Source organism: Streptomyces sp. NPDC059788, from assembly GCF_042732265.1.
In the GTDB taxonomy this organism is placed as follows: Bacteria; Actinomycetota; Actinomycetes; order Streptomycetales; family Streptomycetaceae; genus Streptomyces.
Map to the genome: position 1 here is coordinate 1 of NZ_JBHWHY010000077.1, position 20,187 is coordinate 20,187.

The window sequence follows — 20,187 nt, forward strand, 5'->3', positions numbered from 1 at the left end:
CGGCCCGCCGCGGCCCCGCCCCCCCCCGGCCCCCCCCCCCCCCCCCCCCGGCCCCCCCCCCCCCCCCCGCCCCCCGCCCCCCCCCCCCCGGGCCCCCCCCCCCCCGGGGGGGGGGCCCCGCGGCCCGGCGTCGTCCGCGCCGTGCCGCGGACATCACGTCACGCGACGGCGGTTCCCTCAAGCTCGACCATCTGACGGGGGATCGCCAGCCGCGTCACCCCGAGCATCGTGGTGGTCGGCGCCGCCTCGACGGCGCCCAGCCGCGCCGCCAGCACACCGTAGTGCTGGAACAGCAGATCGACGTCGGTCGTGTAGACGTTGAGCCGGACGAGGTTCGCGAGAGACATACCGGCCTCCCCGAGCACGGCCTCCACATTGTCGATGCTCAGCGCCAGCTGCGCCGCCATGTCACCGTCATGCTCGGGCTTGCCGTCGCCGTTCATCGCGGTCTGCCCCGATATGTACAGGGTCCGGGTGTGTGCCGGCGCAGGAGCAGCACCAGCGAGACCAATCGGTCGGCGCGCATACGGAGAGTTCTACAGGACGAGGACAGCTGACCTCGACCACGCTGGCCCGTGAGCTGGGGGTCTCCACCCGCACCGTGCTGCGCGACATCGAGGCGCTGTCGGCGGCGGGCGTCCCGGTCTACGCCGAACGCGGCCGACAGGGCGGTTTCGCGTTGCTGCCCGGCTTCCGTACCGAGCTCACCGGGCTGAACCACGACGAGGCTCTGGCCCTGCTGACCGCCGGCTCGGGGCACGGCGACCAGGTGTTCGGCCTGGGCTCGGCACTCACCTCGGCCATGCGCAAGGTGGTCGACGCGCTGCCCGAGACCCACCGGGCCACCGCGAGCGACGCGGCCCGGCGCTTTCTCGTCGACCCGGAGACCGACCTGCTCTCCCGCCGACTGGCGGGCGAGGAGGTGCTCGGCACCACCATGATCGAAATCCGGCGCGCCGTGAAGAGCTGCTGGACACCGCCCTGGCCGTTCGTGCGGAAGAACCCGAAGCGGACGGACGGCTCCGGCTGGAGGTGACCTTCCAGGACACGCGCCACGCGCTATGGGCACTGTGGCAACTCGACACGGACGCGGAGGCCCTGGCTCCGCAGTCGTTGCGCGTATCCCTGCGGGAGCGTGCTGCCGCGATGGCGAGGCGCTATGGAGATCCGTCCTGAGAGTGCGAAGCCTTCTCATTTCCGGAGGTCGGTGACGTGGGAAGGGCGGCGGCTGACGCGTGCGAAAAGAACAAGACTGCCGTCGGGACGCCGGCCGCGAGACCCTGGCTGCCTCACCCCACGGCAGGAGACCGCAGATGACGACGCCATCGGGTTCGCCCGCACCGCTGCACCTCTCGGGCAACAACGCGCCGGTCGCGGCCGAGGTCACCCACCGGCCGAGTTCGGTGACCGGCACCGTCCCCAAGGAACTGTGCGGCCAGTTCTTCCGCAACGGGCCCAACCCGCGCAGCGGCTGGTCGCCCCACTACTTCGCCGGCGACGGCATGATCCACACCATCGCACTGGCCGACGGCCACGCCACCTGGTACCGCAACCGCTACGTGCGCACCCCGCTGTACGCGCAGCCGGGCGCCTCCCGCCTCGCCCTCGCCTTCGATCCGGCCACCTCACGGATCGACTACCGCGTCACCACGGCCAACACCCACCTGATCGCCCATGCCGGCCGGCTCTTCGCCCTCGAAGAAGGCGGCTTCCCCTACGAGGTCACCCCGGACCTGACGACCCTCGGGGTCTTCACCTTCGACGGGGCGCTCACCACCCCCATGACCGCGCACCCCAAGACCTGCCCCCTCACCGGGGAGCTGCACTTCTTCGGCTACCGCCTCCGGCCGCCGTACCTGACCTACTACCGGGCCTCCGCGGCGGGAGAAGTGCTCCAGAAGCAGACCGTGGACCTGCCGCGGGCGGTCATGATGCACGACTTCGCCCTCACCGCCCGCCACGTCGTCTTCATGGATCTGCCCGTCGTCTTCGACGCCGACCGTGCCGCTGCGGGTGGCCCGCCCTGGCGGTGGGACGACGGACACCGTGCCCGCTTCGGCATCCTGCCCCGGAGCGGGAAGAGCGCCTGCGTACGGTGGTTCGACGTCGCCCCCTGCTACGTGTGGCACACGATGAACGCCTTCGAGACCGACGGGACGATCACCCTCACCGGCACCCGCGTCCCGGCCCTGTGGCGCCAGGGGCCACAGGACCTCGGCGGAGGCCTGCCCGCCCTGCACCAGTGGGCGCTCCACCTGGCCACCGGCAGGGTCACCGAGACCCCGCTGGACGACACGCCCAGCGAATACCCCCGCATCGCCGACACCGGTCTCGGCCTGCCGCACCGCTACGGCTACACCGCCGGATTCACCCTCGACGCCGAGCCCCGGCACACCGAGATCTACAAGTACGACCTGGCCCGCGGCGCCCTGCGCAGCACCCACCGCTTCCCCGCCGGCCACCTCTGCGGAGAGCCCGTCTTCGTCCCCCGCTCCCCCGTCACCCCCGGCCAGGAGGACGACGGGTACCTCCTCACCTTCGCCCACGACCGTTCCCGCGGCACCGGCTACCTGGCCATCCTGGACGCCGCCGACCTCGGCGCCGCCCCGGTCGCCGAGATCCACGTACCCGTACGCATACCGGCAGGCTTCCACGGCAACTGGATTCCCGGCCCCCGGACGACCTCCCACCAGGAAAGCCGTACACGATCGGTGACCTGACACAACGGCTGACTCAGGTGAGGTGGGTCGGCCCTGCATGGCGAGGGGCGTCAGGTCAGTTCGCCGGCCAGCAGGTCCATCAGCGGACAGCGTCCGTCCCGAGCCCCCGGCCGTGGTGACGTGCCGTGAGAAAGACATCCAGGCCGCGACTGCCGGCCGGCGCGCGTCAGTAGGCCGCGTCGACGAGCGCTCCGGGGGGAAATGAACGGTCGCCGACTGCGTCATCAGTCTTACCGGGGCCGCAGTTGTTCAGTACAGGGACGACATCCGTGCGGGTGTCGCCGAATTCGAGCATCTCGGCCCCGCGGTCCTGATCGACCCAGATGAGGTATCGGTCTCCGACCGCCCACAGGGTCGCTCCACGGGCGTCCGCCGATCCTTTCCAAGCACCGCTCTGCAGGTCTACGGCGGCGACCGAGCGGATGGACGTGTCGAAGAATGTGTACGAGCAGGAGATGTAGTACGCCGTCTTGTTGTGGCAGACGGGTCGGCAGGCCGCCCAGGACATGGCGGGGCCTTCGTACGCCCGGGCTTCGTTCTTCGTCGTGTCGACGATGGTGTACTTGTTGTTCTTGTCGCTGGTGACGAGGATGTGGCGCCGGTCCGGGGAGAGGCTGACCCAGCGGGGGTTTTCGATGGTGTCCCAGGCGGGCCGGCCGGAATAGGTGCTCCTGGGCGTGGGGCCGAATGTCTGGGTGACGAGGGCCGGCCGGCCGTCCTGGCGCTGGACGAGGGCGAAGGCGTAGGTGCCGTCGTCACTGACGGCGAGGTCGACGATCGGATTTCCTTGGGCATCGGTGACGTTGTATGCCGCGGGTTCGGAGTCGGTCTTCCGGGTCTTTCCGTTCGGAGCGAGGGGAAAGGTGAAGATCTGTCCGTCGTGGGAGCCGCAGAACAGCCGGCTCTCGCTCTGCTGGGGCGCGTTCTGGCCGTAGGAGAGTGCCGCGCAGAGCAGGTTGGCGTTGTCGGACGTGGCGAGATGGGTCCGCGTCAGGGCGTTGGGGTTGCTGACATCGATCTCGTCGATGCCGTTCTGCGCGCGGGGGATGCGGTAGACCAGGTCCCGGGCGAGGTCGACCACCGGCATGACATGGGCCGGCTTGTCGAACCGCAGCCAGTGGCCGCATGCGTCGATCTGCCGGACGGCGGTGTCGACGATCAGGGTGATGAACTTCGTTCCGGCGGTGTACAGCGCCAGTCTGGTCATCGTGCGCTCCTGCGAGAGGAAGAGGTCAGGTCGTGGTGAGGGTGAATTGGGACCAGCGGATCCCGGTCGCGTCATCCCTGGGGACCCGCACCGCGGCGACGTGCCAGGTGTCGTCCGCCTCCTTGAGGAGGAGGGTGTCCTCGTCGATCGTCAGAGCCGCGTGGACGGCGAACGGAAGGTGCTGCGTCGCGGGGAACGGGTCGGTGGAAGGACTGCCGATTCCGGCGAGATGGTAGGCGGCCCCGGCGAAGACGACGGCTTTGTCGGGTTGTTGGCGCAGCGCGGTCGCGGAGGTGATGTCCGCGATATCGCCCGGCAGGTGGGGGAAGAGGTGGGAGATTTCCTGGCCCGTCCGGGGTTTCATCGTGAACCAGGCGTGCGCGCTCGTGGCATCGGCCTCGGCTTTCGGATGAGGGATGATCACCGTTCGGCCGCTCCCCCCGGCCTGGACGAACCAGGGAATTCCCTCGTTCACCACCGCGGCGACTGCCGGGGCGGCCGCGGTGACGGCCTCTGCGTACCCGACCCATCGCAGAGCGACATCGACGGCGTTGTCGCCGTAGGTGCTGCTGTCCCAGGTCCCGCCGGCGGTCAGGGTACGCAGATACACCTTGGCGTCGGTCGTGAGGAACGCGGCCCATCCCTTCCCCTGGCCGTCCTGGGTGGAGCCCGCCCCGGCAGGGATGAAGAAGGCCGCGCAGACGTGGGGGAGGTATCGGGGAAGTCGGATGGCCATCAGGAAGTGCCTCCGCGGTGGCATGGGTGTGGTGGTGTGGTCAGGAGGCGGTGAGGGTGCCGCTGCCGAGGGCGATCCAGCGGATATAGAGTCCCGACGCGGGGTTCGTCGGTTCTGTTTCCCTGGGATCGAGCAGGCCACCGACGGTGAAGAAGTTTCCCGCCGCGACAAAGAACTCCGTGTACGCCCATTCGCCCGGGCGGGCGGTGAGCTGAATCGTCCTGTCGCCCGGCTCCCCCTTCTGGTCGGGAGCGAAGGTGTCATGTGCTGTGAAGGTGAGCCGCGCCTGCTTCAAGCCGCCTCTGAGGCCGGCACAGACGATTCCGTCCGTGGTGGGGGTGTAGGTTTTCGTCGCGCCGATGGCGTAGTTCAGAGCGTGGGGGTCTCCGGCGACGGGGTGGGAACAGCCCGCGAGTCTGGTGGTGCCGGTGACGGTGAGCGGACCGGTCTCCAGGCTGGGCTCCGTGACCATGACGACGGTCGTCAGGGTGTGGTCGACGGATGCGGCGCCGCTCTGGATCTCCGCGGTGAGCTGGAAGAACGTGGTGTTGTACAGCTCAGGGGTGTCGTGTTCCAAAATCCTGCCCTGGAACGAGGGGAAGACCCCCTGGGTGATGTTGCCCTTGTCGTCGGCCCCGGTCCAGCGCAGCGTGAGTTTCGCCGGGCTGCTCAGGTTCCAGGACAGCCGTGTCTTCTTTCCGTTCTTCACCGCCAGTTCGTCGGGCTTGAGATTGCCGAACTCGAAGCCGGCCGGCGCCTTGGTGCAGGGGAATTCGGTGGGGCTCTTGTCGATCGTGACGGTGACCGTGGACTTGCCGATGGCCGTGTTCATCTTGAGGTTGGCCAGGGTGATGCGCAGCGGCTCGTTGCTTTTGACGACTCCTGGGTCGTGGTCGGGTTCGACGGTGATGGTGCACATGCCGTCCTCCGCCTTGGACTTCTGGACGGACCATCCTTTCGGGGTGATGTCGATGGTGAAGCTGCCGGAGGTCGCGGTGCCGGCCAGGTCGGTGGCCTTGTCCCCGTAGGGGAACGCGATGGTGACGCGCTCGCAGGAGGCAGCGGCGCCGCCGTGCGGAGTCACATCGACCCTGACCTTGCCGTCGCGGGCGCTGTCGGCGCTGGAGACCTGAAGGGGGTCGGGGCTGGTGCTCAGGGTGGGCACCAGGGTGGCGTCGGTCATGGCCGCTTCCTTGACGTCGGGCGGTGGTGTGGTCCACGGGCCGGGGTGTCCGGGCGCGGTGGGATCACGGGTCGGTGTGGTAGTGCGTGAAGGCTTCGCGGAGTTGGAGGAAGCCTGCGCGGGCCCGGGCGGGCGTGGGACAGAACGCGGCGGCCCCGTCGGGGGCGGTGAGGTTGGGGGCGGTGTCCCAGGTGTCCTTGGTCGTGGAGGAGCGCTGAGCCCACTGCCAGCGGCCGTGGAAGGCGCTGGGCCGGGGCATCAGCACCGTGGTGGCGTCGGGATCGGGCGGGGTGAGGAGCGGGTCCGTCGAGAGAGGGATGCTGAGGCTGTTGATGCCGGGGCGGACGGCCGGCTCGGGAAGCTGGAAGGTCTGCACGGGCAGCAGGTCGGTGACGGCGTGCACCGCGCACCAGGGGTCGACGATCAGCGTGACGTAGCGCCCTTCGGCCAGCGGGCTGACGGAGGAGGGCACCGTGAGCTGTGGGTCGCCACCGGTGAGGTGCAGCAGATGGTCGCTGACCTTCGTTTTCCTGCCGTTCTTGTCCGTTGGCCCGGTGATGTGGTGTGTACGTAGCCGGGTGGTGTCGTTGTCGAGGAAGTAGCCGATGAGGCCGTCCTGCGTGAGGTCGGCTTCGCCGAGGCGCAGTGGCCAGTTCTGGTCGAGGACGTGGAGGTCGGGAGCCGGGTGGACGGTGTCCCAGCCGTTGGGGCCCGGTGGGGGCCCGTCGAGTTCGATCCCGATGCGGACACGGACCAGGGCGAGGGGGCGTCCGGCGAGGACGGCGAGGCTCGCGGTGTCCTGGTCGGTGCGGCGGATGGTGGTCAGCCCGGTGTCGAGCGTGGCCAGGACCTGGGTGAAGTCCTCGGTGTCGAGGCTCTTGAGGTAGGTGATCAGGCGTTGGAACGTCGCGGGGAGGGACACGTTCGGTGGTGTGGTGCGTGGCGGTCTCAGCTGGGCGGGGTGCTGCGGGCCGTGGCGCAGCTCCAGGTGGGGGGTGCCGTCGGGCTCGTAGACGACGAGGGAGCGGTCGAGTGGGCTGGGGACGAGCCATCCGGCCATACGAGGCAGGGCCCGGAGGCCGGGGGCCGGCACCGTGTCGTCATGGGGGTCTGCGGCGTCGATGCGCAGGCGGGCCGGGTGGAGCAGCCGAGGGGGCAGTTCGACGACCTTCCCCTTGTAGGGCCGGAGATCCTTGACGATCCTGTCGGCTGCGGGCGGGGTGGAGGTGCGGACTTCGGACTGGTCCTTCATCAGGTCGGCGGACTGTCCGAAGCGGTCGACGACGCTGAGGGCGGTCAGGCACATCTGGCCGGCCCGGACCGGTTGGAAGACCGGGCCCGCGGGGTCCGCGCAGGCGAGCTGGGGCGGGCTGACCGTACGGGCCGTGGGGGCTCCGGTGACCGGGTCGAGTTCGGCCAGGTGCCCGGCGACGCGCCGGGCCGGCTCGTCCTCGTCCTCGCTCTTGCTCCGGTAAGTAGGCAGCAGGTGGGACATGGGGGTGCGCTGCAGGTACCAGTCGTTGAAGCCCGCCAGGCTCTGCGAGATCACGTCGGCCTTCCCGGCCTCCGCGCCGACCCGGGTGTAGGCGCTGGTGTCCCCGGGTCTGTCACGGGCGAGCCTGGCCATCGCGCGGGAGACGACGAAGCCGGGCAGTGGGGCGATGGTGGAGCGGTTGGCGACGGGCTGGTGCTGCTGGTCCCCGGTGCCCTTCCAGACGAAGCGGGTGCCGTCGAAGTCCCAGCAGGAGGCGGTGCCGGTCCGGTAGGCGATAGGGGCGCATTCGGCTTTCCACAGCAGGAACAGCGGCGACCAGGGAGGTGCCCAGGCCGTGGTGTAGGGGCTGAGGGCCGCGGCGGTCTCGCCGTCCTTCAGGACGTCGTCGAGGAGGCTGCGCTTCGGGTCGTCGGCGGATGGCCGGCGGGCGCATCGGTCCAGCAGGGCGAACTCGGTGAACGCGGCTGCCGCGGCGGTTCGCAGATATGCGGGCAGGCAGGCGGTGCGGTCGCGGCCGGGCGGGTCGGCCGGTGCCGTGGAGTCGAGGCCCGGCACGGTGGTGAGGGTGTCGTGCGCGTACCGGCAGGGCAGGTCGGACGTCGGTGCGAGCGGCTCGTCGACGCCGATGTCCTGGATCACGATGGTGGGGTCCTGGGGCCGGTAGTAGGCGGGCTCCGGGAACCAGGTGAGGTCGAGACCGGCGTCGCCGGCCGCCTTCGTGATCTTCTCCTGCTGTGCGGCGTACTCGATCAGGTCGCCCTGGACGGCTTTGCGCCGCGCGTCGGCCGTATCGAGGGCCGCCCTCAGTGTCTTGTCGAGCGCCTGCCTGCGGGCCTCGGCCTTCTGGCCCGTGTCGTCGGCGGCCTGGGCACGCAGCCTCCACAGGTCCACCAGGCGCTGGCGCTGCTGGGCGAGGGCACGGTTGCCCCGCCACACCTTCTCCTGCTGTGCGTTGAGGCCGGCGAGGTCCTTGTCCGTGGGGGGCGTGGAGCCGGTTTTCGGCGTGGTCTTGGCGGCGTTCGGCTCGGTCGTCCTCCACTGGACGCCGGTGGGGGTCGTGGCGAAGGTGCCCGCGTGCGTCGCGTAGTCCGTCTTGACCGACAGGTCGGGGGTGCCGAGGTGTTCGAGGGTGCCGGCGAGCAGGCTGCGGAGGACCGCGCTGTGCACCGTCGGTTCAACGCCGCAGGAGTTCGCCGGACGGGGCGTGTGGAGGGCGCTCACCGCCTCGGCCAGGCTGTGGCCCACGGCGATCTTCACGGTGTCCGCATGGGGCCTGGGGGCCAGTTCCGGGGTTCCGGCCGCGGGCAGGGACAGGGCCGTGCCGTGGAACACCGCGCCGGCCAGGTCCGTGGGCATCTCGCTGACGGCCCACTTCAGCGTGGCCAGCGTCTTGAGGGGGTCCGGAGTACGGGAGGGGTCGAAGGCGGGGTTGGAGTACCAGCCCAGGACGCAGTAGCTCAGCGTCACCTTCTTCCCGGGGTCCCGCAGCTCCGGCGAGAGCGGGTCGTGGAGGGAGAGGACGTCCTCGTTGTAGGGCTGGAAGGCGGAGAAGGCCATCAGCCCGGGCCCCAGAACGTCCAGGAAGAGCTTTCGGGCGCTGTCCGGTTCGCTCCAGCTGTCCGTCGCCCCGGTCAGCGGGGTCTTGCGGCCGATCAGGGTGGCGTTGAGAGTGCCCGGCTCCAAGAACTCCGAGGAACCCTCGGGGCCGAGGTAGTCGCTCTCGACGACCCAGGCGCAGGACGCCTCGGGGGCGTGCTCCGGGGCGGCGCTGTAGCGCACGACCAGCCACCGGTTGGGGATCTTCGGGAACACCGCCGCCCCGGAAGCCTGCTCGTCGTGGACTCCTTCGCACAGCTTGTCGGGCAGGCGCCACTGGAGGTAGACACCGTTGTAGTGGTGGTCGGCCGGTTGGCTGATGTCCTCCTGCCCGAGTAGCGGGTCTTCCGGGTCCGCGAGGTGCTTCAGGCGCTTGAAGGACGGTCTCCAGCGGCGGAATCCGGTGGCGCGCAGGCCGTCGTTCAGGACCAGGGCATCGACGCGGATGGGCACGATGAGTGCCTCGTCAGCGGTCATGGAGGGCTCCTTCTTCCCGGCACGCGGGAGGGCGTCGGCGGGTGAGGGCGGGCGGGCGCGGGGGCGTCTCCCCGGCCGCGGCCCGGTGCGATGTCATGCGTCCTTCCCCGAGCCCTGGTAGCGGAAGGTCAGCTGCTGGGGGCCGTTGACACACTGCAGCGCGAACTCGGCCGGACAGAGGACCGCCTTCTCGCGGTCGAACTGGCCCTGCGCGCGCAGCTCCTGGGTCAGCGCGGCGACCAGGCCGCCGGCCCCGGGGTCGCCCGCCTTGGCGCCCGGGTCCTCGGCCAGGCGCAGGACGTCGGGAACGGCGCCCTGGGCCGCCGGACGGAAGAACCGTGAGACGTTCTTCAGGTCCGCCCCGAGGTTCCGCCCGATGCCCTGGTTCTCCCCCGTGCCGTTCTTCAGGCGCCGCAGGCGGATCACGTTGTTGTCCTGGTCGCTCTCGTCGCCCTCGTCGAGGCCGAAGTGCAGCCCGTGACAGGGCTCGGCCACCGTGATGCTGGAGGGAACGTCCGCGAACAGGAGCAGCAGCACGCCACCACGCAGGTCACGGCGGTAGCCCGGCACCGCCTTCCCCTCCTTGGTCTGCGCCGTGACCAGCAGGTTGGGAATGTCCGCGACCAACTGGCTACGCATCAGCATCCCGCACGGCAGCGCGTGGGGATCGTTGGTCACCGCCTCCCGGAGGGCCTCGGTGACCTCACTGTCCAAGGTGGTTCCGACTCCCACACTGACCGCCCCGTCGACCAGCGCGCGCAGCCAGGCGGCGTCGACATAGAAGAAGCGCAGGCTCTCGGGCGGCAGCAGGCGGGCGTCCGGCACCAGGTAGTGGAAGGGCGCGGCGGTCAGCAGGGTCCACTCGTCGAGGTGCGCCGCGACCCGCTGCTCGTCGTCCAGCGGCGGCACGTCGCCGTCCCCGGCCGTGGCAGGGGCGATCGCGCCGACGTGGTGGGTGACGGCACGCCGCACATAGTGGCGGGTACGGGGGTGGGCGGCGCCGCGGCGCAGTGCCGCCGCCAAGGCTTCCTTGCGCGGCCCGGGCCGCTGCGGTGCCGAGCGGTCCGCCCTTCGTGGCGCCTGTACCGCGGCGTCGGCCCTCGCGGCGTCCGGCGCCTGGCCGAGGCCCAGCCCGGAGAGGAGTTCGTCGCCCAGCCCGCCGTCCATGAGGTGGTCCATCAGCTCGTGGCCTGCCGGCGGTCGGGCGGGCCGGCCATCGACGGGGGCCCGCTGGTGGGCGGCGAAAAGACCGCCGTACGCGGTGGCCAGGTGCATGGCCTGCCAGGCGGCGGAGCGGGCGCGTGCCAGGGGGTTCGAGAGGTTCGCGTCGGCCAGTACCAGCAGGCGTCCCAGGTTCCAGGCGGCCGCGTAGCTCAGGTCGTAGATGCCGCGGTCCTGGAGGTAGATCAGGGCGGCGTCCGGGCGTTCCAGCAGGTCCTTCCCCCAGGGCGGATCGAGGGCACGTCGGGACGTGAACGGGCCGCGGTACCACCCGAAGGTCTCCTCGCCCGACGAGGTGAGATAGCCGGTCGGCACGTACCCTTCGGCCAGGCGGCGCGCGGCGTCCTCGGGGAGGGCGTTGCCGGGCTCGGGCAGGCGCAGGCTCAAGCCGTGCTCGGCGTCGGCGACGCCGGGCGCGGCGAGGTGGCGCATCCGGGAGGCGAAGCCCGCGTGGCCGGAACTCACCTGGTTGAAGGACCAGGAGTGGAGGGAGAGCAACCGCAGCCGTGGCTGCCGGCCCTTCGGGGAGAAGTGGCCAGCGCAGCCCTCCAGCGAGACGAGGTGCACGCTGTAGCTCCCGTCGGTGCGCGGCAGCCGGTTGGCGAAGGCGACCGCGTACCGCCCCGCCCGCAGGTCCTCACCGCTGTCCAGGAACAGGCGGTGGGGGTGGAGCTTCTCGGTGACCTCCCGGGCGTGGACCAGGTACGGGAGTTCGTCCCGGAGCGGGGCGATACGGTCGAACGTCTCGGCGCCGACCTCGATGACCCGGCAGACCGTCCGCTTCGCCTCGGCCGTGTCGGCCCCGCCGAGGGCCGGGACACTCACCCCCTTGTCGGATGTGAGGGCCACATCGACGGTGACCGCGTCGTTGCGAAGGAGTTCCCCCTCACGGAACAGCATCAGGGTGAACCACGGCTGTGGCGGCTGCTTGTTCGCGTCCTCGGGTGCGAGGGGGCGGGCCCAGGGCAGGAGTTCCCTCGTGAGGGTCAGATGCGGCGCTACCCGCTGGTAGTCCCCGCCGGCGCCAGGGGCCGGAAAGCGCGCCTCGACGAGGCGGTCGCCGACGACGAAACGCGGCGCCGCGACCGTGAACTCCTGCGCGGCGGAATCCAGCACGTGCCCGTCGAGCACATGCCCGGTCCGCACCGTGTACGTCCCGGCCGTCAGATTCGGCACGTAGCTGTCGTGGAACGCCACCTTCAGCGGTGTGCCCGTCCGGTACATCGCGGGCTGCGACATCACTGCTCCTCAGGCTCACACGTGCTGCGCCAGCAGCGGGTCGTCGGTCAGGGTGATCTGCGCGCTGCCCGCGTACGCGGTCAGCGGATCGTCGTGCCCCGGTGACAGCCCGGCCCCGACGAGGGCCTGGAACAGCTGCGTGCGGGCGGCGGAGGTGGCCTTGGAGGCGATCTGCTGAGCGATCAGGCCGATGGTGGACCCGTCCTTGCTCCTCGTCGTCGCGCTTCCCCGCCGTGTGGCCTTCGCCGTCAGGGGAAGGTCCCCGAAGGGGTGCTGGTCCGCGGCGTCCACACACTCCGTTTCGAGGGCGTCGGCGTCCACCAGGAGCGGGGTGCCGTCCGTATGGGCCGCGCAGTGGCCCTTGGGTGGCGGGACGGTCACCTCCAGGCCGGTGACGTGTCCCCGCACCAGATCGCCGTCCAGCTCGGCCGTCTTCTTGTCCGGGTTCCCCCACAAGGAGGCGGGTACGTTGGACCGGACCGGCTTGAAGCCCCATGACGCCACGTCGACCTGCTCGCCCTTGGGCAGGTGACAGACGGTCAAGTGGTGTACGGCCTGCACCCCCTTGAGGCCCATGGGCCGGATGTCCAGGCCGGGCGAGGACTGCTCGCCCTGCCCGCCGGAGGGCTCGCCCAGCTCGACCGGTGAGCCGTTGACGGTGACCGACGTGGCCGGAACCACGCAGGACGTGGTGAACGTGAAGCCGCTCTGCGCGACGAGCCACGGCTCGCTCGCCTTCTCGGGGTCCGCCGCGTCCCCGGGCTCCGCGGCGAACGGCGGCCCGATGTGGGAAAGGTGGGTGATCTGCACGTCGGGAGCGTCGGGAGGCTCCATTCCCGCGCGCGGGCGCGGTTTGACCGGGTTGGGGATCTGCCGCTGGAACGTCTCCCACCCCACGGTCATGTGGTCGCCGAGCCGCTCCACGCCGAACCGGCCCGAGAACGACACGAACCATACGTGGACGCTCCAGTCGCCTCCCCACCCGTCGTCGGAGAACCACATGGCGAGGTCCACCCCGACCTCCATGCGGGGGCGGAGGTGGACGGGGCCGACGTCGACGGCGGCCTCCAGCCCCACGGACACGCCCGCGCTGAAGCCGCCCCGCCACGGGGACCAGCTGATCCACATGTCGAGACGGACACTGATCCACCAGCGGAGCTTCGCCAGGTCGGCGGTGAGCGACACGCTCCCGCCCAGCATCAGCGCCTTGGAGTTGAAGGCGAAGTACAGCTCTCCCTGGACGGTGAACATGTGCTTGTAACTGGTGGTGATACCGACCCGCGGGACGTTCGGGTAATGCGGTGGCGCCGTGTAGTCCGGGGAGTACCCGCCAACGGTGAACACCCAGTCGCCTTCGTGCTCGCCCTCCCGCCACGTCATGAAGGCGAATCCGCCGCTGATGAAGGAGTTCTGGTCGAAGACGAAGGACCAGTCCCACAGAACGCCCGCCAACGTCCACACGGACTCCATCCGCGTCGCCGGGGCGGCCCCGCCGGACTTGCCGACCTCCACCTCTCTCCGCAGGAACTGCCCGGTGACCTGGAGGGCCACAAAGGCCGTGAGCTTGTCGGGGTCGCGCTCCGTCTTGGGGAACCGGGCCTCACCGACCCCGAGCACCGAGACGGAGTAGCCACTCCCCCACTCCACCAGGCCCATGAGGTTGAGGCCGATGAACCCGAACACCTCGAACTCGGCACCGAACGCGGCCCACGAGTTCCCCGCCCTCGGCTTGACCCATGGTTCTTTCTTGTCGGACGAGTCGCAGAGGACACCCAGCACTCTCAAGGGAGACGGGTTGGCCACACCCATCACGAACATATCGTCCAGGCCCCGCAGGAGCGGGAACTTCTCCAGTTCGTTGATCCCCGGCAGGCGCACCTCGGAATGATGTCCGCCGCCGCCCATGAGGCGTTTCAGCCTGAAAGAGGGCGGTCCGATCCCTCCATCCATGAACCGCCCGGCAAGCCCCAGTTCGCAGAAGACGAACAGGGAGAATTCCCCGTTGTCGTCGAGTTTTCCGTAGGAGCCCGCGACATTGGCCGTCAAGAAAGGGAGGGTGACCTGGATGATCCCGTCGAACTGCTGCCTCCCCTTCGCCGCCTCCTGGGGGTTGAACAGCAGGGCGCCGCCGACGGACCAGCCGGTGTCCACGGCCAGTGACGGGTTCATTCCGCCGCCCCTGCCGCTGATACCGATGCCCGCCAGGGTCATGGCGGGCTTCCAGTCCGCGGCGAGGGGGATGTCGATGGCGGCCTGGAAATCCAGGGTGAGGGGGCCCAGGTGGGGAGACAGGAGCAGCATCACCCGAACGGCCCCGTGGCTGTTCTGAGCGGAAGTCGCCGGTACGTAGGCCAGACCGGCTCGAACCGGCAAGTCGTTCAGGACGCTTTTGACGAGGCCCCGATCCGCATGCGGTGCCGAACCGCCGCGATGGTCGTCCACTCCTACCAGCCCCTCGGCCGACCGGTCATCGGCATCGGCTACTTCTTGGTGATGTCGACCCGGAGGAACGGCTGCTCGCGTCCGCCCAGCCGGTATTTGGCGATCACGTGGACACCCGGAGCGAACTCTTCCGTCTGGCCGGGATAGGGCAGCGCGGGGAGCTTCGCCGGAAACAGCTCCGGGAACAGCTCCCTGAACACGGCGTTCACCTGGAAGGTGCTGTCGTACGTCAGCAGATCGTTCGTCACCAGTAGCTGCACATGCCCGACCTTGACGAAATCGGCGCCGCCCTGGGAGAGGAAGTCCTTGACGGCCGGAATATCGCCGAGCCCTTTGTTGACGTCGATGTCGAGAAAAAGGGCCCAGGTGGTGTCCGCGGTGGTGGCCTTGTGCACGCGAACTCCGCAGAAGGCCACACTCTTCAGCAGTTCCCCCTGGCCCCGCGTGACCGCCGCGGTCAGTGCCACGGCCCTGCCCCTGCCGTTGGGCAGCGGTTCGCTCACCTTGGCATTGCAGTTCTTGAGCTGATAGCCGAGCACTTCGGGGAGGAACGGCACGTCCGCCACCTTGGCCACGTCGCCCACGGTCGCCGCCTGCCGGAGCTTCTCCGCAAGCGCCTCCTCGCCGGACTTCCCGTCAGTGAGCACGGGCCACCGTCCCCGCGAGACCTCCCACTGACCTCGCACCGCCTCGGCCACGCCCGCAGACGGATGCGCAGCCCGAATACGCACGCGTGGAACCCGAGCCCGCCATCCTCGCCCGAGGCATCCGTCCACCACCTTCCGTAACCCGGCGACCACTATGAGGCAGGCGATCCGATGTGTCTCCCACCGACACGCCGCCCCCGCGTGAACTGTTCCCGCGGAGCCGAGCACACGTCGCCATGACGGCGCGTCATGTTCTACGTCCCCCGTCGGCAGCCGGCCGCGCAGGATCAGGAATCCCAGAACGACCAGCACTCCGCACCCGGACAGCACGAAGGTGCCACGGGGGCTCAAGAAGGTGAGCGCCCATGGCGCCATCAGATAGGCCACCAGGCCGCCGGCCGCCATGGATGAATAAACGGCTCCGTAGACAGTACCGAGACTCTTTGCGGGAATGGCGCGATGTTTCCCCGGCAAAGGGAGATCGCCAGCGGTCCCACGATCATTCCGATACCGAACGCGGACATCATCAAAACGTAGTCGACCACGCTTCCGCAGAGTGAGTCCTGCATGAGGAAAACGGCTGCCGCGTTGTCCAGACAGGCGAGCATCATGACCGCGAACATGCTCAGGCACAGTGTCCGGGCGGCGGCGTCGGACGTGACGACCGATACCCGGCCGAGCAGCTTCGGCCGTTCAAAGGGGCGGGCGCTTGCGCCCGGAGAGCCTGTCGACGGCATCAGGCCGACCAGCAGTGCGGAAGCACCGAAGCCGGCGGCATCGATGGCCGGTCCGAACCGCGGCCCGCCGACGGCCAGGAGCACACCGCCGAGAGCCGGTCCGACCGCGGTGCCCAGGTCGTAGCCCACCGCCAGCACCGTGTTGGCACGAACGATCTTCTCGGTCGCGAGGGGCGGCTCCCCTCCCGCCCACTCCGCGTCATGCCGGCCGGGTATCGCTCGTCGGCAGCGGAATGCGGTCCCGTACGAAGAACGTACCCCTCTTCTGCGAGTCCCTGGCCGCAGCCGGGGTCGCCCTGGATCTGGTGACCGCCGCCGAATCCCGCAGATCCGCGCTGTGCCCGGCACCTTGCCTGCCGGGCGCTATGCGGGCTCTGTACACCGCTTTCGGCCTGGACCGCGGACCGCGCCCGGTGTGAGCCGTCTCCCCATGCCGCCCGCGACAGGCTCGCTGTTCTCCCAAATCATCGCCAAAAGGCGCTCGCCGACAGTGCCCCGCGTAAGGCTTCCCCTATGACGAGCGACCCTCCAGAGGGTGCACTGGCCACTGCCCGGGACGGCCCGCCGCCCAACCGGTTCGCGCCGCCCGCCCCGCCCAACGCCCCCGCCTCCGGGCGGCTGCTGGGAGTCGACCTTGCCCGCGGCGTGGCGGTCCTGGGCATGTACGCCGCGCACGTCGGCCCCGATCCGTCCACGGGCGGACCGGTCGGCCACGTCATGGAAGCCGCCCACGGCCGGTCGTCCGCCCTGTTCGCCCTGCTCGCCGGCTTCTCCCTGGTGCTGATCACCGGGCGCTCCAGGCCCAGGAGAGGGCGCCGGGGCAGGCAGGCCGTGGCGAAGATCCTGATCCGGGCCGCGGCTCTGCTCGTCGCCGGTACCGCCCTGACCGCCCTGGACACACCGGTCGACATCATCCTCGCCTACTACGGCCTCACCTTCGTCGTCGCACTGCCCCTGTACCGGCTCGCCCCGCGCACCCTCGCGATCATCGCCGGGGCGGGCGCGCTGATCCTGCCGCAGATCCTCTACGGCATACGTGTGTCGGCGGCCGGTGGCGCCTGGGCCGCCGCTGTCGTCCACCACGACCCGCTGGCGCGGGTCAGCGGCACCGACGGGGTGCTGGGGCTGCTGTGCACCGGCGACTACCCCGTGCTCAGCTGGGTGCCCTTCGTGATCGCGGGAATGGCGGTGGCCAGACTCGACCTGACCACCGCCGCGGTCCGCACCCGTCTGCTGCTGACCGGCGGCGCGCTCATGGCCGCGGGATACGGCGTGTCATGGCTCCTGCTGCGCCTGCTGCCACAGGCCCGTGCGGCCATCTCCGCCGTCACCGACGGAGCGTCGCCTTCGAGCGCCTGGTGGTCCGACGCCGTTGGCGATCCCACGGCGAACACCCCGGCCTGGTTACTGGTGGCGGCACCGCACAGTGAAACGACGCCGTCCGTTCTCGGCAACACCGGAGTCGCGCTCGTGGTCGTCGTCTGCTGCTGCGCTCTCGTCGGGCGGCACCGTCGGCTGCGCGCCCTCGCCGCACCGGTCACCGCGATCGGCACGATGTCGCTGACCGCGTACGTCGCCCACATCCTCGTCATCCGCGCCCTGGGGATCGAGGACGTGCCCGGGTCCCCCCTCTGGGTACTCGGTTGCTTCGCGGTGATCATGATGGTGTTCGCGATGCTCTGGAAACGCCTCTTCCGCCGCGGCCCACTGGAGTACCTGCTCAACATGGCCACGTTGCCGGCCACATACATCAGATGACCCGCCCGCTGTACCGCGCGGGCCGAGGGCGGCGTCGGAACGGCCACGGTCCACCGCCGCTTCCCCTCGCGCGGGCCTCATCGTCGCCGTCTGCCGGGACCAGGTCGAAGCCCTCGCGCAGGCAACCGGCCGGAGCCTCAGGTGCGCTGAAGGGCTTGCCGGGCTATGGCCCAATTGTTGTGCAGGCGGTCCAGATAGGACTGCGCCTGCGGGCCGGGTGCCGTGCCTCTTGCGAAGGCCCGCATGTTGCCTGCCCCGGTGTTGTAGCCCAGGGCCAGCAACTCGTCCCGCGACAGTGGGCCGCTGCGCTGCGCGGGCAGTTGCCCGGCCAGGTCGTGCAGGTACCACGCCGCGGCCTCGATGGCGAGGTCGCGGTCGTCGGGCAGTTCCTGCCAGGCGCGGTCGGCGAAGTCGCGTCCCCGCTTGGTCTGGTCGAAAGCGGCCTTGTGCATGTTGGCGATGCCGAAGGCGGCGTCCGGTTTGGTGCGCTGCCAGGCGCGCTCCCACTCCGGGTCATGGGGCTTGTACGCCTCGTTGTACAGGATCGCCATCAGCAGTTGGGGGTTCACACCAGCCTGGCGGGCGCGCGACGTCACCTGGGGCGCGAGGCGGGCGGGATCGTATGCTCCGGCCGGCGGCGAGGCAGAAGTGGCGGGCGTCGGCGTTGTCGGCGCCCGGCCGGCGGCGCCGGAGCCGGCCGGGGTGCAGGCCGCGGTTCCAGCAGCAAGGACGAGAACCACGGTGGCAAGCCGTACCGGAGAGCAGTGCCTTGTCGTCACCATGTGCCTCATGCCATCACATCGCTGGGAAGGGGGCGAAAGTGCCGGCCGGCAGCTGTCCTGCTCCCGCGGTCACCGCCACATGTCGCCGTAGGCGGCCAGCGCCGGCTCTCTGAGAGACGCCCACTCGCCGATGCGCCGCAGGCCGGGCCGCAGCGGGCTGTCGGTATGCGGGTCCCGCCAGGACGTACTGCCCGCCGTGTCGGCCCAGTAGATGCTGTGGTCGTCATGGGGCCCTACCGCCCAGACCGCGTAGGCGTCCGCCGCGCCCCATGCGGCGAATCCGATACCCCGCAGTGTCCGTGCGGGTACGGCCGCCGGCCGCGACCAGTGCCGTGCGGCGTCCGGGGAGACCGCACACCGGACACAGCCGTCACGATCGGGCCAGGCCACCAGCAGCCGGTCCGTGGGCCCGGCCCCGACTTGGCCGACGACCGAGGGCCAGGCGCTGACCGCCTCCGGCACCGCCACGATGTCGTGGCGGCTCCACGTCGATCCGTCGGGTGACGAGCACAGGCGGATCGACCGGTCCCGGCCCGCGCCGGTGAACGCCAGCCACACGTCGGTGGTGTGAGTGGTGGTGGCGCTGGGGCGGGACGCGGTCACCGACCAGCCGTCGAACAACGTCTGCCCCGGCGTCCAGAACCTGCCGTCGAACGTGCCGTGCCACAACCGCTCGTCCCCGCCCGCCCCCTTCCAGTACAGGTGCAGCCGGTCGGGGCGGGCCACCAGCGAGGGACCGTGGCTGGAGCCCGCGCCGGGCACCGGCCGCGGCCCGCTCCACCCCCGTCCGTCGTACACCGCCCACCACAGCGCCTGACCGCGCTCCACGCTCCGCCAGGCCATGTACAGCAGACCGCGCCACGCCGCCAACGACGGCTTCTCCATCGACTCCGCGCCGTAGACCCGTTGCCGGGGCGCCCAGCTGACCCCGTTGCCGGTCTGCGACCACCACAGCCCCGTGTCGCCCAACGAGCCCCGCCAGACCATGAACAACGGCACGCCGCACCCCACACCAGTTTCCGGTCGGGACCGAGCATCCCGCGCAAAGGCACATACTCCTCCGCACAACGCCCGCCAGGAAGGCTCCGGCCCACAACGGAACTCCCGTCCCACCAAACCCGGCGGAACGCCCCTGGGGAGCGGTCGCGATGACGCGGCAGTCGTTCCGCGAGGTGGCCGGAGTGCTGGGCCGGTCGCCCTCGCCCCCGGCTTGATAGGCAAGTGTGGACTTGCCTATGGTGGGGACGTGCCAGACGATGTTTTCAAGGCGCTGTCCGACCCGACCCGTAGAACGATCCTCGACGAGCTGGCGGAGCGGAACGGTCAGACGCTCTTCGAAATATGCGCGCGGCTCTCCACGAAGCACGGGCTGGGCCTGTCACGCCAGGCGATCAGCCAGCATCTCGCCGTGCTGGAGGCCGCGGGGCTCATAGAGACGCGGCGCGAGGGCCGCTACAAGTTCCACGACCTCACCACCGAACCGCTTGAGCAGATCGTTACGCGCTGGCTCAAGCCCGGAACACCGGAGACCGGAAGATGAAGATCTACGTCGCCCAGGTATTCGTCGACGACCAGACCAAGGCCGAGCGCTTCTACACCGAGGTGCTGGGCTTCGAGAAGAAGAACGACATCCCGCTCGGCGGCGACGCCCGGTGGCTGACCGTGATCTCGCCCGAGAACCCCGAGGGTGCCGAGCTGCTGCTGGAGCCGTCCGGCCACCCCGCGGTCCCGCCGTACAAGGAGGCACTGGTCAAGGACGGCATCCCGGCCACCTCCTTCGAGGTCGAGGACGTACACCAGGAGGCCGCCCGGCTGCGCGGCAAGGGCGTCGTCTTCACGCAGGAGCCGGCCGACATGGGCCCGGTCACCACGGCCGTCTTCGACGACACCTGCGGCAACCTCATCCAGATCGTCCACCACAACAAGGCGTGACGGCCCCTCGGAGCC

General features: G+C 70.2%; 15 protein-coding genes and 1 pseudogene. 5 read left to right on the forward strand and 11 right to left on the reverse strand.

Annotated features, from left to right (window positions below; translation table 11 throughout):
- Nucleotides 1-158 precede the first annotated feature (158 nt).
- The gene (locus ACFV57_RS40015; protein WP_385243390.1) at nt 159-512 is read right to left on the reverse strand and encodes a RidA family protein; all 354 of its coding nucleotides are present in this window, start codon (nt 510-512) and stop codon (nt 159-161) included.
- 41 nt (nt 513-553) lie between these two features.
- Between ACFV57_RS40015 and ACFV57_RS40020 the strand changes: the two are divergent.
- Together ACFV57_RS40020 and ACFV57_RS40025 are read left to right on the forward strand one after the other, a co-directional pair.
- Nucleotides 554-1,176, forward strand: a pseudogene (locus ACFV57_RS40020) (HTH domain-containing protein).
- A gap of 137 nt (nt 1,177-1,313) precedes the next feature.
- A complete protein-coding gene (locus ACFV57_RS40025; RefSeq protein WP_385243327.1) occupies nt 1,314-2,720 on the forward strand; it encodes a carotenoid oxygenase family protein in 1,407 nt (468 codons plus the stop codon).
- Between the two features lie 166 nt (nt 2,721-2,886).
- Here the strand turns inward: ACFV57_RS40025 and ACFV57_RS40030 are convergent, their stop codons facing one another.
- The 8 genes from ACFV57_RS40030 to ACFV57_RS40065 all read right to left on the reverse strand — a co-directional run bounded on the left by ACFV57_RS40030 (nt 2,887) and on the right by ACFV57_RS40065 (nt 15,829).
- Nucleotides 2,887-3,927: a hypothetical protein gene (locus ACFV57_RS40030; protein ID WP_385243329.1), complete on the reverse strand. Its 1,041-nt coding sequence runs from the start codon at nt 3,925-3,927 to the stop codon at nt 2,887-2,889.
- Between the two features lie 25 nt (nt 3,928-3,952).
- Nucleotides 3,953-4,663 (reverse strand): hypothetical protein, encoded by a 711-nt coding sequence (locus tag ACFV57_RS40035; RefSeq protein WP_385243332.1) that lies wholly within the window; start codon nt 4,661-4,663, stop codon nt 3,953-3,955.
- Between the two features lie 40 nt (nt 4,664-4,703).
- Nucleotides 4,704-5,846, reverse strand: coding sequence for a hypothetical protein (locus ACFV57_RS40040; RefSeq protein ID WP_385243335.1), 1,143 nt, complete (start codon nt 5,844-5,846; stop codon nt 4,704-4,706).
- 64 nt (nt 5,847-5,910) lie between these two features.
- Nucleotides 5,911-9,414, reverse strand: a complete 3,504-nt coding sequence (locus tag ACFV57_RS40045) for a hypothetical protein (RefSeq protein ID WP_385243338.1) — start codon at nt 9,412-9,414, stop codon at nt 5,911-5,913.
- Nucleotides 9,415-9,507: 93 nt separating this feature from the next.
- Entirely contained in the window at nt 9,508-11,874 is a 2,367-nt protein-coding gene (locus ACFV57_RS40050) for a hypothetical protein (RefSeq protein ID WP_385243341.1), read from the reverse strand.
- Nucleotides 11,875-11,889: 15 nt separating this feature from the next.
- A complete protein-coding gene (locus tag ACFV57_RS40055; RefSeq protein WP_385243343.1) occupies nt 11,890-14,175 on the reverse strand; it encodes a DUF6603 domain-containing protein in 2,286 nt (761 codons plus the stop codon).
- Nucleotides 14,176-14,354: 179 nt separating this feature from the next.
- Nucleotides 14,355-14,963, reverse strand: a complete 609-nt coding sequence (locus ACFV57_RS40060; RefSeq protein WP_385243345.1) for a hypothetical protein — start codon at nt 14,961-14,963, stop codon at nt 14,355-14,357.
- A 374-nt stretch (nt 14,964-15,337) separates the two neighbouring features.
- Nucleotides 15,338-15,829: a hypothetical protein gene (locus ACFV57_RS40065; RefSeq protein ID WP_385243348.1), complete on the reverse strand. Its 492-nt coding sequence runs from the start codon at nt 15,827-15,829 to the stop codon at nt 15,338-15,340.
- 384 nt (nt 15,830-16,213) lie between these two features.
- Here ACFV57_RS40065 and ACFV57_RS40070 point away from each other — a divergent pair, with 384 nt between their 5' ends.
- A complete protein-coding gene (locus ACFV57_RS40070; protein WP_385243351.1) occupies nt 16,214-17,458 on the forward strand; it encodes a DUF418 domain-containing protein in 1,245 nt (414 codons plus the stop codon).
- Nucleotides 17,459-17,595: 137 nt separating this feature from the next.
- On the opposite strand, the gene ACFV57_RS40075 is transcribed toward ACFV57_RS40070, so the two are convergent.
- Together ACFV57_RS40075 and ACFV57_RS40080 are read right to left on the reverse strand one after the other, a co-directional pair.
- Nucleotides 17,596-18,249, reverse strand: coding sequence for a transglycosylase SLT domain-containing protein (locus ACFV57_RS40075; RefSeq protein WP_385243354.1), 654 nt, complete (start codon nt 18,247-18,249; stop codon nt 17,596-17,598).
- Nucleotides 18,250-18,309: 60 nt separating this feature from the next.
- Nucleotides 18,310-19,239 (reverse strand): hypothetical protein, encoded by a 930-nt coding sequence (locus ACFV57_RS40080; protein ID WP_385243357.1) that lies wholly within the window; start codon nt 19,237-19,239, stop codon nt 18,310-18,312.
- A gap of 247 nt (nt 19,240-19,486) precedes the next feature.
- On the opposite strand from ACFV57_RS40080, the gene ACFV57_RS40085 reads away from it, so the two are divergent.
- A complete protein-coding gene (locus tag ACFV57_RS40085) occupies nt 19,487-19,780 on the forward strand; it encodes an ArsR/SmtB family transcription factor (protein WP_385243360.1) in 294 nt (97 codons plus the stop codon).
- Nucleotides 19,777-20,172 carry a VOC family protein gene (locus ACFV57_RS40090; protein WP_385243363.1) on the forward strand — a complete coding sequence of 132 codons (396 nt, stop codon included), beginning with the start codon at nt 19,777-19,779 and terminating at the stop codon, nt 20,170-20,172. The genes ACFV57_RS40085 and ACFV57_RS40090 overlap by 4 nt, the downstream gene beginning before the upstream one ends.
- The last annotated feature ends 15 nt before the right edge of the window (nt 20,173-20,187 follow it).

What these genes read in the sequence shown, in the direction of transcription:
- ACFV57_RS40030 (WP_385243329.1), bottom strand. Translation starts at nt 3,927, where the DNA reads ATGACCAGACTGGCGCTGTACACCGCCGGAACGAAGTTCATCACCCTG.
- ACFV57_RS40070 (WP_385243351.1), top strand. Translation starts at nt 16,214, where the DNA reads ATGACGAGCGACCCTCCAGAGGGTGCACTGGCCACTGCCCGGGACGGC.
- ACFV57_RS40075 (WP_385243354.1), bottom strand. Translation starts at nt 18,249, where the DNA reads ATGAGGCACATGGTGACGACAAGGCACTGCTCTCCGGTACGGCTTGCC.
- ACFV57_RS40055 (WP_385243343.1), bottom strand. Translation starts at nt 14,175, where the DNA reads ATGCTGCTCCTGTCTCCCCACCTGGGCCCCCTCACCCTGGATTTCCAG.
- ACFV57_RS40025 (WP_385243327.1), top strand. Translation starts at nt 1,314, where the DNA reads ATGACGACGCCATCGGGTTCGCCCGCACCGCTGCACCTCTCGGGCAAC.
- ACFV57_RS40090 (WP_385243363.1), top strand. Translation starts at nt 19,777, where the DNA reads ATGAAGATCTACGTCGCCCAGGTATTCGTCGACGACCAGACCAAGGCC.
- ACFV57_RS40050 (WP_385243341.1), bottom strand. Translation starts at nt 11,874, where the DNA reads ATGTCGCAGCCCGCGATGTACCGGACGGGCACACCGCTGAAGGTGGCG.
- ACFV57_RS40045 (WP_385243338.1), bottom strand. Translation starts at nt 9,414, where the DNA reads ATGACCGCTGACGAGGCACTCATCGTGCCCATCCGCGTCGATGCCCTG.
- ACFV57_RS40040 (WP_385243335.1), bottom strand. Translation starts at nt 5,846, where the DNA reads ATGACCGACGCCACCCTGGTGCCCACCCTGAGCACCAGCCCCGACCCC.
- ACFV57_RS40035 (WP_385243332.1), bottom strand. Translation starts at nt 4,663, where the DNA reads ATGGCCATCCGACTTCCCCGATACCTCCCCCACGTCTGCGCGGCCTTC.